This window comes from Pseudoalteromonas sp. APC 3893 (genome assembly GCF_030408095.1).
Lineage (GTDB): Bacteria > Pseudomonadota > Gammaproteobacteria > Enterobacterales > Alteromonadaceae > Pseudoalteromonas.
Genome location: NZ_JASDCD010000006.1, coordinates 75,400 through 87,854 on the forward strand (window position 1 = coordinate 75,400; position 12,455 = coordinate 87,854).

Annotated in this window: 7 protein-coding genes; 1 reads left to right on the forward strand and 6 read right to left on the reverse strand. The window is 41.7% G+C overall.

Features of this window, described 5'->3' with window-relative positions; genetic code table 11:
- The first annotated feature begins 920 nt into the window (after positions 1-920).
- Positions 921-4,370, forward strand: coding sequence for a PAS-domain containing protein (locus QMA12_RS09860; protein WP_290209948.1), 3,450 nt, complete (start codon positions 921-923; stop codon positions 4,368-4,370).
- Here the strand turns inward: QMA12_RS09860 and QMA12_RS09865 are convergent.
- The 6 genes from QMA12_RS09865 to QMA12_RS09890 all read right to left on the reverse strand — a co-directional run bounded on the left by QMA12_RS09865 (position 4,362) and on the right by QMA12_RS09890 (position 12,381).
- Positions 4,362-5,648: a HAMP domain-containing sensor histidine kinase gene (locus QMA12_RS09865; protein WP_290209950.1), complete on the reverse strand. Its 1,287-nt coding sequence runs from the start codon at positions 5,646-5,648 to the stop codon at positions 4,362-4,364. The genes QMA12_RS09860 and QMA12_RS09865 overlap by 9 nt on opposite strands.
- On the reverse strand, positions 5,648-7,024 hold the full coding sequence (locus QMA12_RS09870) for a sigma-54 dependent transcriptional regulator (protein ID WP_290209951.1): 1,377 nt from the start codon (positions 7,022-7,024) through the stop codon (positions 5,648-5,650). The genes QMA12_RS09865 and QMA12_RS09870 overlap by 1 nt, the downstream gene beginning before the upstream one ends.
- 53 nt (positions 7,025-7,077) lie before the next feature.
- A complete protein-coding gene (locus QMA12_RS09875) occupies positions 7,078-9,531 on the reverse strand; it encodes an ABC transporter permease (protein WP_290209952.1) in 2,454 nt (817 codons plus the stop codon).
- Between the two features lies 1 nt (position 9,532).
- On the reverse strand, positions 9,533-10,285 hold the full coding sequence (locus QMA12_RS09880; RefSeq protein WP_290209954.1) for an ABC transporter ATP-binding protein: 753 nt from the start codon (positions 10,283-10,285) through the stop codon (positions 9,533-9,535).
- The gene (locus tag QMA12_RS09885) at positions 10,282-11,559 is read right to left on the reverse strand and encodes an HlyD family efflux transporter periplasmic adaptor subunit (RefSeq protein WP_290209957.1); all 1,278 of its coding nucleotides are present in this window, start codon (positions 11,557-11,559) and stop codon (positions 10,282-10,284) included. Before QMA12_RS09885 ends, QMA12_RS09880 begins: the two co-directional genes overlap by 4 nt.
- Before the next feature lie 159 nt (positions 11,560-11,718).
- Entirely contained in the window at positions 11,719-12,381 is a 663-nt protein-coding gene (locus tag QMA12_RS09890) for a response regulator transcription factor (RefSeq protein WP_087531315.1), read from the reverse strand.
- Positions 12,382-12,455: the final 74 nt, after the last annotated feature.

Here is a 12,455-nt window from a genome sequence, read left to right on the forward strand (position 1 = left end):
GTTTTTCCGTACAAGTCGTAATGCTTTATCGTCTTGTTGATATTGATTATCAGTTAGATCTGCTAGAGTGTCAACACCTATTTGAAAATAATTCTCATTAAGTTTTATTTGTTGTTTTTCTTTATTTTATTTAGGCATTTATAGAGAAAGCAAATGTCTAACACGAATTTTAGGCATAAAAAAAGCCCGTAAGGGCTTTTTAGTTTCATATCTACCGTCACCAATATGAGCAATGTAGCAAGTAAAATAGTAGGGCGGTTACCCGTTATCAATATCAAGGGGCGTTGCGATTAATAACAGGTAACCATAGCTTTAACGTGGGCTACACGTTGTTTCAGGACCTTGAAACAAATTCAGTTTATTCCGTACAAGTCGTAATGCTTTATCGTCTTGTTGATATTGATTATCAGTTAGATTAGTTGGGGTGTCAACATCTATTTGAAAATAATTCTCATTAAGTTTTATTCGTTGTTTTTCTTTATTTTATTTAGTCAGTTACGGAAAAATAAATGTTTAACATGAATTTTAGGCATAAAAAAAGCCCGTAAGGGCTTTTTAGTTTCATATCTACCGTCACCGATATGAGCAATGTAGCAAGTAGGGTGGTTACCTGTTATCAACATCAAGGGGCGTTGCGATTAATAACAGGTAACCTTAGCGGTTTACGTGCGCCACACGTGTTTCAGGGTCGAGAAACAAATTTAATTCTGTTCTGACAAGCCGTTATGTTTATCGTCTTGTTGATAGTGATTATCAGTTAGATTTGATGAGGTGTCAACACCTATTTGAAAATAGTTCTCATTTATTCTTTAGCTCAAATAAAGCTGTTTTCACAACAGTTACTTAGAACTAAAGTTAGTGCTGATTTTTGTTATGAAAACACCTATGCTGATTAAATAATAATTAAAAAGTCTGTGATTATGTTTTCTATATGGTCAATAAGCTTGCTTGCTGTGGTGTACTTGGGAATTTTATTTGCTGTTGCTGGCTGGGCTGATAGACGAAAAGTATTACCCTTTAAAGGCTTAACTTATGGCTTATCGTTAGGTGTTTATTGTACCTCGTGGGCATTTTTTGGTACCACAGCGCAAGCGGCAAACAATGGCTGGTGGTTAGCGCCAACCTATGCCGGTACTATTTTATTGTTTCTTTTTGGCTGGCAAATTTATTGCCGTATTGCGCATATCTGTCGTCAGCAGAAATTGACCTCAATGGCTGATTTTATTGCTACCCGCTATGGTCAATCGTCTAGCTTATCTGGCTTGATCTCACTGATTTCAGTTATTGCGATTGTGCCTTATATTTCCTTGCAACTTAGTGCGACCGCGCAAAGCATTAACTTACTAACGGCACAGGCTGCATCACAAAGCCATCAAGTTTGGGCTGATAGTACTTTTTATATCACCTTGTTATTAGCACTATTTGCTATTTTATTTGGCGCTAGGCGATTAAGGCCAAGTGAGCATAATCCTGGGCTTATCGCCAGTATTGCATTTGAGTCTGTGGTTAAATTAATTGCCTTTATTGTGGTTGGTTTATACGTGTGCTTTGTGCTTTTTGATAGCCCGAGTGTATTGTTTGCAAAAGCTGCTGAACTTAATATAGATAAACAAGTAGCAGCAACCCAAAGCCCAACCTATGTGTATGTTGCGCATACAATATTGGGTATTTTGGCTACCCTCTGCTTGCCGCGACAATTTCATATGAGTTTTATTGAAAATAATAATGACAAAGAGCTGGCGACGGCACGTTGGTTATTTCCACTTTATTTATTACTTATTAATCTATTTATTTTGCCGATTGCTTATGCTGGCTTGATTTACTTTCAACATAGTGATGTTGGTTACGATACTTTTGTACTAGCCCTTCCTATGGCTTCAGAGAGCCCGCTTGTTGCTTTGCTTGCTTTTTTAGGCGGTTTTTCTGCTGCAACCAGTATGGTGATTGTTTCGGCAATTGTACTCTCAGTGATGATCACCAATGATTTTATTAATCAATTTATTCTCCGTCGTTCACAGCTGACTTCTGGTAGCCGCGGGTTAGATAAAAACAATTTACTCCATGCCCGAAAAGTGGTTATTGTGCTAATTTTGCTGCTTAGTTATTTTACTCATCGGGTGTTAGGTGAAACGAATACACTGGCAAATGTAGGCTTAATGTCGTTTACGCTGGTGGCACAGTTTGCTCCTGCAATGATCATCGGGTTATGGTGGCGACAAGCCTCATGTAAAGGTGCACAGCTGGGGATTTTGAGTGGCTTTGTTATTTGGGGCTATACCTTATTGTTACCTAATCTAGCCAGTGGTTTAGGCGGTGATAACAACTGGCTAGTACAGGGTCCTTGGCAGGTTGCTTGGTTGGCACCAACGGATCTATTTTCGCTTGGACTTGAGAGTATTAGCCAAGCGTTAATTTTGTCATTAGGTGCCAATTGCTTAGTTTATTTTTTAGTGCCGTTGTTTAGCCAAGCCACTTTAGCTGAACGTTTACAAAGTAATAAATTTATTACTCAAGTTACTGACTCACGAGTAAATACAGCGCTGCAACCACTTAGCTACCACGACTTAGGCGCGTTACTGCAACGTTTTGCTGAGAAAGATGCCAGTCAAACCTTAGTGAGTGACTATTTTCCTGCGGATAAAAGTAAGTGGAAGCACCCAGCCAATGTTGAACTTGAGCTATTAATTGAGCGAGAGATGTCGGCAGTGATAGGTGGCGCATCTGCGCGGCTAATTTTAGACGTGGCTAAGAATGAGCAGCGTCAACCGCTTGAGCAAGTGGCTGAGTTTGTTGATGAAGCAACACAAGTATTAAAGTTTAATCGTGATTTATTACAGTCGACCATAGAAAACATACAGCAAGGTATTAGTGTGGTCGACAGTGAGTTGCGCTTGGTGGCGTGGAACCAAGGCTATAAACAGATGTTTGCCTACCCTGATGACGCGCTTTATATTGGTCGGCCAGTGGCTGATATTATTCGCTTTAATGCTGAGCGAGGCTTATTTAGTAGTGACAACATTAATAATGAAGTGGAGAAGCGGCTAGCATATTTAAAACAAGGGAGCGCTTATAAATACCAGCGTTCTCATAATGATGGTCGAGTGTTTGAAATGCAAGGGAACCCTTTGCCGGGTGGAGGCTTTGCAACCACGTATACAGATATTACTGAGTTTGTTAAGCAGCAAAAAGCACTCACCGAGGCCAATGTTAGCCTTGAAGAAAAAGTAGCAGCACGGACCACTGCGTTAACGCAAGCAAATCATGAACTATCACAAGCCAAGCAAGTCGCAGAGCAAGCGACTGTGAGTAAAACACGCTTTTTTGCCGCTGCGAGTCACGATTTATTGCAACCATTCAATGCTGCTAGTTTATTTTGCTCACTTATGAATGAAAAAGCACATAATACTGAGCTCAAAGAATTGGCTCTTAATATTAAAAATTCACTGGGAAGTGCCGAGGAGCTGCTATCGAGTATTTTAGAATTAACCAAGTTAGATTCAGGTGCATTTAAAGTGCAAACGAGTGAGTTTTTGGCAAGCAGCCTCGTTGAGCCACTACGTAATGACTATGCAGCTCTTGCTAAAGATAAAGGGTTGAGCTTTATTATTGAAACCTGTGACGTTCGTTTAACAACAGATAAAGCTTTGCTACGTCGAGTGCTTCGTAATCTACTGAGTAATGCAATTCGTTATACTGACCAAGGTGAAGTACGGTTGAAAATGCAACATCATGATGAGCATGTTTCTTTCATTGTTGAAGATACGGGTATTGGCATTGCAACGGCTGATCAGCAAACTATTTATCAAGAGTTTAAACAACTAGGCGCTAAGCATAACGCTGAAGGGTTAGGTTTGGGTTTAGCCATTACTAAGCGTATTTGTGATTTACTTAATATCCCCTTAGTTATGGGTTCAGAGCTGGGCAAAGGCACGCAATTTACGCTAACGCTGCCTTGTAAAAAAAATCATACTCATAATGGTGTTCATCATATCGAACAAAGCCAAGAAACAGAGTTAGGTCGGTTACGAATTTGGTTAGTTGATAACGACAGCAATGTCCTTGAAGCACTTAAACAATTACTTGAAAATTGGGGCTGTGAAATAGCCACTGCAACTAACTTAGTAGAGCTTGAGCAATTAAAATCAGCTCACGCTTTACCACAATTACTGATCGTTGATTATCAACTAGACGACGGTGTGACTGGGCTTGACGTTATTGATCAGGCAGGCCTTGATACTCTGCCTGCCATAGTTAACACTGCCAATCATGATGAAGGTATTCGTGAGCGGGTGCTTGATGCAGGCTACCCGCTTTTATATAAACCACTCAAAGCGCCTGCATTAAAACGAATGATAAAACGGTTAACGTGATTGCAAGGACACGAATACTTGGGTTCCCAATTTATTTGCGCGTGCGTTAACACTTAGCTCACCGCCTTGGTTGCGTATTAATTCGCGGCTGATCACCAAACCAATGCCTGCGCCTTGTGCTTTGGTTGAGTAAAATGGCACAAAGAGGTTATCGGAGTTGGCAATGCCCGTGCCGCTGTCAGTCAGTTCGATCACAACGCCATCATTTTCCTGTTGCCAGTTAAGTGTGGGGGGCGTGTTACCGCCCGCTTCAAAGGCATTTTTTATCAGGTTGATAAGTGCTTGTTCAAGCTGACCTAAATCGGCGGTAAAATTAACTGGCTGAGATGAGTGAATTACGAGCTCAGGGAATATTGCCTGTAGCCGTAAGTTCACTTGCTCGCTATTGATTTGCTGTTTATTTGGCCTAGGGAGTTTTGCAAACGCACTGTAGCTATTTACAAAATCTAATAAATGTTGGGCGCGCTTTTCAATCACTTGCAGCATATCCTGAGCAAGGTCTGGGCTTGGGGTTATTTGCCCTTGCTGTTTCATGGTTTGTAAAGATTGGCTCATGGAGTAAATGGGCGTTAAGGAGTTACGTACTTCATGGTTGAGCACGCGAATTAAGCGCTGCCAAATGTCTTGTTCGTTTGCGCGTAGCTGCTGCTCAATAGAAAATAGCGTAAGCAGCTCGTAATTTCGTCCTGTGCGCCAAAATGTTTGTGCTGATACGATAAAGCGGCGTTTAAAACGAGACTCTTTCTCTATTTGCCAACTACCGTCGTTATAAATTAACCCTAAATCGGCGCTACTTAATCCTTCAACATTGGATGTTGTTAAGCTGTTTAAAAATACTTTATTGGTAAAGTAAACTTGCCCGTGAGGGTCTAAAATAACAATGGGTAAATCAAGCATGCTGGCAAACTCAAACACGAACTCTTCGGTTTGCATATAGTGGCGTTTACTTTGCGCTATCTTGTCACTGAGCTTGGTAAAGTCATTTTTAAGGTTGGCGACTCGCCCGCTTTGGTACTGCGCTAAATGCCAACTATTACTCTCGTTGTTAGCCAGTGCATCAAGCTGTGAGCCAAAGCGTTCGATAACATCAAGGGTCAGCTTGTAGCTTTTGACTACTGCAAACAGGCTGACTGCAGCGACGGGGAGTATTATACTAATGCTTGCAAACCAATCGAGCTCCCACGTTATTACAAGCAAAATACACAGCATTAATACAATAAACATCACTAAGGCGGCATAACGCATTAGGCGCTGTTCGAGCGAGTGAGTGCGGGCCATTAAAAGTCTGCTTCTTTTAAATCAAGCTGGTGTTTATCGATTCGTCTGTAAATTGCTGACTTACTCAAGCCTAAAAACTCACCTGCGGCCACAACATTACCATTAAATTGCGCCAATGCTTTTTGAATCATCTGTTTTTCAAGTTCTTCTAGAGGCAGCAGGGGTAATGATTCACTCGTTGCGGTGTTGCTTGCATCACTACTGGGTTGTTCAAGAATTAAATCACTGGCGTCAATATTGTCGTTATCGCTCATGATTACGGCACGTTCAATACAATGGCTAAGTTCTCGGACATTGCCCGGCCACGTGTAGTTCGTGAGAGCCTTGGTCGCAGAGGCTGACAGTGACATGCCTTCACGCTGGTATTTTTTACTGTGTGTTGCAAGCAAGTGATGGGCTAATTCTATAATGTCTTCAGGGCGCTCACGTAGTGGCGGAATATGCAGTTCAATGGTGTTGAGCCTGAACAGTAAATCGCGGCGGAATTCCCCCGCTTCAATGGCTTTAGCAAGCTCTGCGTTAGTGGCAGCAATAATCCGTACGTCCGCTGTTTGGGTCTGGCTTGAGCCTAATACTTCAAACTCTTGGCTCTCTAGTACGCGCAGCATTTTACTTTGTAGCTCAAGGGGGAGTGTGGCTATTTCATCTAAAAATAAGGTGCCGCCATTGGCTATTTCAAAGCGGCCGAGACGGTCTTCTTTGGCGTCGGTAAAGGCGCCTTTTTTGTGACCAAATAATTCGCTTTCAAATAAAGAGGGCGCAATAGCACCAATATTTACGCTCACATAGCGCTGCTCGCAGCGATTAGAGTGTTGGTGAATATAGTTTGCTAGCAGGCTCTTACCGGTGCCATTTTCTCCGGTAATTAAAATACTGGCATCGGTTTTTGCGGCGCGCTTAGCGCGTGTCAGTAATTGTTGCATCACGTCTGAATTAGCAATGTAATCAGTACTTTTTGGTAAGTTTAGCGCCTTTAAACAGGCATTATCATGATTGCTTTTTTTCAGCGTTAGTTGCTGTTGTACAACGCTAGTTAAACGCAGGTTATTCCAAGGTTTTTCAACAAAGTCAACAGCGCCTAATTGCATGGCTTTGACCGCGACATCGACACTTGCCCATGCGGTCATTACGATAACAGGAATGGTTGAACTAATAGACTGCAGTTGCTTTAAAAATCGCAGCCCTTCATCACCGGAAGTGGTATCGAGCTTAAAGTTCATATCGAGCAAAATAAGGCTAATTGTATTGCTGTTTATAATATCAATAGCTTGCTCAGGGCCTTGTGCTTCAATACATTGCAAGCCAAGTTGGTTTAAAGCGACGATGGCGGCCATGCGAACATCGGCTTGGTCGTCGATTACTAAAATTGGGTCCATTTTATATGTATGATCCTGTCGTGGTGGCCCTGTTTGGGCCACCCTTATCATTATTATTCGTTACGAAGTGCAGCCATCGGTTTGGCTTTAATTAATAGCAATAGTGGCCTAAAGCAGGCGAACATTGCAATAATCAAAGTGATAAACCATGCCATTAATTGCAAGCGCACGTCTAAAATTAACCAAGATACAAGCTGTTCTTGCAGGCTATGGTAGCCGGCTATCATTACACTCAGCGCTAAAATAAAACCGATTAACACAGGGAGTACGGCTTCTTTGCTCATAAGTTTAAATAAGCGTGCTTTTTTAGCCCCTAGCGCCATACGAATACCAAATTCATACCGACGTAGGCCTAAGTTGTAGCTAAGTACTCCAAATATACCTATTGCAGCGAGTAATAGAGTAAAAAGCGCCAACGTACAACACAATACTAATGTAAGGTGGCTCATATACAGCAAACCATCGTACTCTTGCTGTAAGTCTCTAAATTGCCATAAGGTTAGGTGACTATTGGCTTTTCTTAATAAATTCAAAACTTGCTTGCTAGTAAGCTCAACACTGGGTTCTGTTTCAATAACAAACATATAACTCCAAGGTTGTGCTGGCCACCACATGTGCCGACCAAATGATTCATCATAATATTTAGGGTGGTTAAAATCTTCAGTTATGCCGACAATCTCAAACATTTTATCTTCAAGGCCTTTGTAGCTTTTACCGATAATGTCTGTGTATTCTTGATCAGGTAATAACCATTTAGCCACACTAATAGATACCAAAAGTTCATTTGTTTCCCCTCGCATAGCTTGTTCGCTAAAAGTACGCCCTGCGAGTATTTTTGTGTGCACTAAATCAAAGTAATCAGGCCCGACCCATTGGCTGGGGAAGAAGATGGAGCTTTTACCTTCAACGTCGGTCAGGGTGTTGGCATTTTGCCTTGCGGATACTGGGCTTTGCCCAAGTGCGACATCTTTAATGCCTTCACTGTTTTGCAATACTTTTTGATACTGCTTAATTTGCTCGTAGCGCTCGGCTAGTGTTGCGTCGTTATTAACTTGAAATAACTGTGCAAAATACAGGTTTTCAGTATCGCTGCCTAAAGGGCGGTTGATGGTCTCTAAGGATTTACTCACTACCATGACCGAGAAGCTAACCAGTAAAGCGGCTACAAACATTTGCACGCCAATTAATAAACGAACAGTACGCCCTGATACTTGCGAAACACCGCCTTTACCGCTGTTCTGCATTTGCTGGTTGAGGGTTTTATAATTAATTAAATACGCTGTGATGATTGAGAAAATGTACGCTAAAGCAATACACATCACTATGGCGATAAGTACCAAGTTGATATCTACAGCTAGGCTATTCACTAATGGTAAGCGGCCTTCAGCAAGCACTTTAAATAGCCTAATTCCCCAGACTGACAAAAACAGCGCAATACTGACCGAAATACTCATCAATATAAGCGACTGTAGTAAAATGCTGTTAAATAATTTTTTACGTTTTGCGCCCAGCACAGCTTGTAAAGCTAAGGTTTTATGTTGCGCTAACGCTCGAGAAAAGAATAAGGTACTGACGTTTAGTACAGCAATGACGAGTAGCCCTAACGCACCAGCGAGCATCATTAAGCTTAAATCATCGTTGTTACCTAGTTCTACTTCACGGTAAGGCGTGACAACGGGGTTCACATCTGTAATACCACCATTGTTCAGCCACTCAGATTTTATGGTATCAATTTGGGCTTTTAAGTCGGTTTTTACTTGCGAAGTAGTGACTCCAGGCTTTAATACTGCTATTAACTTGAGATTTCTAAAGGTGTTAGTCCATGGGCTTTGCCAGTCATCGTTATGAAAAAATCGACGATCGGCACTGCTTGGATACCAAACATCAACAGAGCCCGCTTTAATCATGTAGGGTGGGCTGAAATTAGCCGCTACGACACCGGTTATAATATGCCCATCACCTTCAATTTCACTGGCTGTTTTTAAGGGTTTACCAATTACATTCGGGTCACTATTAAAATGCTCTTTCCAGAACTTCTCTGAAATGACTACACTATTATCAACTTCCTCTAAGGTTTCGCCCTTTTTAAAGCCACGTCCAAGTAAAAAAGGAGTATGAAGGAGTTCAAAGTATTCACCACCTACATACAGCACATCTTTTTTTGGTTGACCGTCTAAGTTTAAAAAAATATTTTCAGCGGCATTCATCATAAATGCCTGCTCAAAACTTTGATTGTTCTTAATCCAGTGCACCATGGATTGATAACTTTGAAAGCCAACCGCATCATAATCATCATAAGTGAGGCTTTGCTCAACCACCACCATGCGGTTCTCATCAAATACATCGAGCGGTTTTAAAAAGTAACTATTCACTAAACTCAATACAACAAATAATGCCGCTAAAGTCAGTGCGAGTGTTGAAACAACGGCGGTGACAAATCCTGGTGCATTCATCAGTGATGCCCATGCTAAGCGCAGTTGGCTACGTGTTTTAGTTAAACGGCTCATATTAAACGACCTCAGCACCGTCTGTTGTTAAGTTGGCTGTTGGTGCCGCTTGGTTTTTGCTCGCGTGCGAGTAAGAGACAATTTCGCCATCGAGTAGTTTTAGCTGAGTTTTTGCCCGCCCGGCATAACGTAAATCATGGGTTACCATGCAAATGGTGGTGCCTTTTTGATTAAGTGCATCGAGTAGGTCCATCACTGCATCGCCGTTTTTAGAGTCAAGGTTACCCGTTGGCTCATCGACCAATAAAATGCTGGGGTTTCCGGCAAGTGCACGAGCAATAGCAATACGCTGTTGTTGGCCACCAGAGAGCTGGTTGGGCTTATGTTGTACGCGGTGGCCCATTTCAACTTCATCAAGGGCATGTTTTACTGCACTGTTAATATCTGCTTGGCTCATCGCAGGCTCGCGATAAGTAAGCGGCAGGGCGACGTTATCAAATACTGATAGCTCATCGATTAAATTAAATGACTGAAAAATAAAGCCAATGTGTAAATTACGTAGCTCGGCTTGTTGGTCCATATCAAGGGTTTTGGTATCGACATTTTTAATGGCATATTGACCACCTGTTGGGCTATCAAGTAAACCTAATAGCGACAGCAAGGTCGATTTTCCGCAGCCCGATGGGCCGCTAATACAAATATAATCACCTTCATTAATAGTCAGGTCGATATTTTTTAAGGCATAGGTTTCAACATTTTGGCTGCGATAAACCTTGGCGATATTTTTTAATGAGATAAGTGTATTGGTGTTCATAAACTTTCCTGTTCTATTTTTATAGTTGCCAAATGCTGCCATTTAGAAAGGTCTGAAATGATCAGCTGTTCGCCCACCTTAGCGCCATCTAGAAGTTGAATTTTATTATCACTGAGTGTACCAAATTCAATATTTATCGGGGCAGCTAAATGAGTGTTGGGGTTAAGTTTAAAAAGCATCGCTTTTGAATGAGCTTTTGCTTTTTGCGGTAATTTAATGGTCAGTGCATTCGCTATTACATTGCTTATAACATGGCCTTCAATGCTTAGGTCGGGGCGTGCATTGGCAGGTAATTCACCAATAAGGTCGAGCTCAATCATTACCCGACCATCACTCACGATGGGATCAATTCGGGTCACTTTAGCTGTCACTTCGCCCCGCTTTGAGTTGCTAAAGGTATTTACGCGGGCTGGCATATTGAGTGCGATTTTTTCAGCGTCACTTTGTTTAATACTGAGCTCTGCTTTGAGTGCGCAATCAGAACCCACCACAGCTAAACGAGTGCCTGGTGTGAGGTTTTGACCTAGTTCTACGTTGAGCTCTTGCAGCATGCCATCAATGCCCGCTGTAATTTGTAGGTCGTCAAAAGCTTGTTGTTGTACTTTGTAGTTTAATTCAAATTGGCGTAACAGCTCTTGTTGCACCTTACTACGCTGTAGGTGCATTTGCGCTAATTGCGCAAGGCGTTTTTGTTCAATCTCAACGCGCTGCTTAAGTTGTTTTACGCTCAGTAAGCTGCGTTTGTAATCAAGACTTGAAACAATGCCTTGTTCGATTAATTGACTCTCGGCTTCGCTTCTTAGCTGGGCGCTTTCAAGCTCACTCTGTAAAAGAGTTAGGTTAGCTTCGCGCTCCAATAACTGACTCTTTTGGTTAATTTTTTGTTCGCTAAAGCTGGCTTGTTGCCGTGCAAGCTCCAGTCTTGCGACCGATAAACGCTGGGCTTGCAGTGGATTAACAAGGCTTAAAATAACCGTGTCTTTGCTAACACGTGTACCTGGATACACATGAATAGCCTCGACCATAGCGACATCGGTATTGGTTAAGTAGCGCTGATATTTTGATTTTAATCGACCAAAGCCTTTAACTTTTACAACAAAATCAGCTTGTGTCACGCTGGCAATCTGTAATTGGCTGGCAGAAATTGTTGTAGGGGCAAGCCAAGATTGCACCAGCCATATAAAAATTATGATGCTAACAATTAAGGCTGCAGCAATGAGCTTTTTACGCTGATTTGGTTTTTTACTCGTCTTTAAAGTGCTATCTAAATCCATTGGCTGTGTTTCATTATATTTTAATTAATAAACACGGTAGCGAGGAATATGCCAAAGTTTAAACGGCTGATTTTATTTTATTTTTGTTTTTTTTCTGAAGAGGGTTTTCCCGTAAATGGGATTGTTAAGTTGAAACTGGGATAGCTGTTTGCTGGTTTGCTAGCCTTCTACTGCTTTGCCTATTTGAGATAGCTGGTTAAATAAAATGCCAGCTTGGGTGCGGTTATACACGTTGAGTTTGCGCAAAATAGCGGATACATGTTGTTTGATAGTGGTTTCTTGAATCGACATTTCAAATGCGATTTGTTTATTCAACAGGCCATCAGCAATCATGGCTAAAACACGGTATTGTTGCGGGGTGAGTTTTTCAAGGTTGCGGGCAAAACTGCTTTGTTCATCATTGACGACTACATCGGTTAAATCAATGTCGAGTGGCAGCCAGGTATCACCGTTAAGAACATGGCTAATGGCTTCGCTTATGACATCCAAGGATGATGATTTTGGGATATATCCCGCGGCACCTAAGCTCATGGCTTGTTTGATTATAGTGGGGGTTTCGTTGGCTGATACCATAATAACAACTATATCAGGGTGGCGGTTTCGCAGTTGCGACAGTGCTTGTAAGCCATTGGCACCGGGAATGGTTAAATCTAAAAAAATGAGTTCAGTTTCCGGGTGATTTTTGAGTAAAGTGAATAAACCATCGATATCGCTGGTTTCTTTTATATGTTCTTCAGGCACACAGGTTGCAGCCGCTTGGCGCAATGCGCTTCTAAATAGTGGGTGATCATCGGCAATTATTGTGTTCACAGCGAAAGACATTCCTAATACTCCAACACGTTATGTTATAAGTGATTTTTTATATTGAAACAAGGTTTACCTGCTAGGGAAATATC

What these genes read in the sequence shown, in the direction of transcription:
- QMA12_RS09880 (WP_290209954.1), bottom strand. Translation starts at nt 10,285, where the DNA reads ATGAACACCAATACACTTATCTCATTAAAAAATATCGCCAAGGTTTAT.
- QMA12_RS09875 (WP_290209952.1), bottom strand. Translation starts at nt 9,531, where the DNA reads ATGAGCCGTTTAACTAAAACACGTAGCCAACTGCGCTTAGCATGGGCA.
- QMA12_RS09890 (WP_087531315.1), bottom strand. Translation starts at nt 12,381, where the DNA reads ATGTCTTTCGCTGTGAACACAATAATTGCCGATGATCACCCACTATTT.
- QMA12_RS09860 (WP_290209948.1), top strand. Translation starts at nt 921, where the DNA reads ATGTTTTCTATATGGTCAATAAGCTTGCTTGCTGTGGTGTACTTGGGA.
- QMA12_RS09885 (WP_290209957.1), bottom strand. Translation starts at nt 11,559, where the DNA reads ATGGATTTAGATAGCACTTTAAAGACGAGTAAAAAACCAAATCAGCGT.
- QMA12_RS09865 (WP_290209950.1), bottom strand. Translation starts at nt 5,648, where the DNA reads ATGGCCCGCACTCACTCGCTCGAACAGCGCCTAATGCGTTATGCCGCC.
- QMA12_RS09870 (WP_290209951.1), bottom strand. Translation starts at nt 7,024, where the DNA reads ATGGACCCAATTTTAGTAATCGACGACCAAGCCGATGTTCGCATGGCC.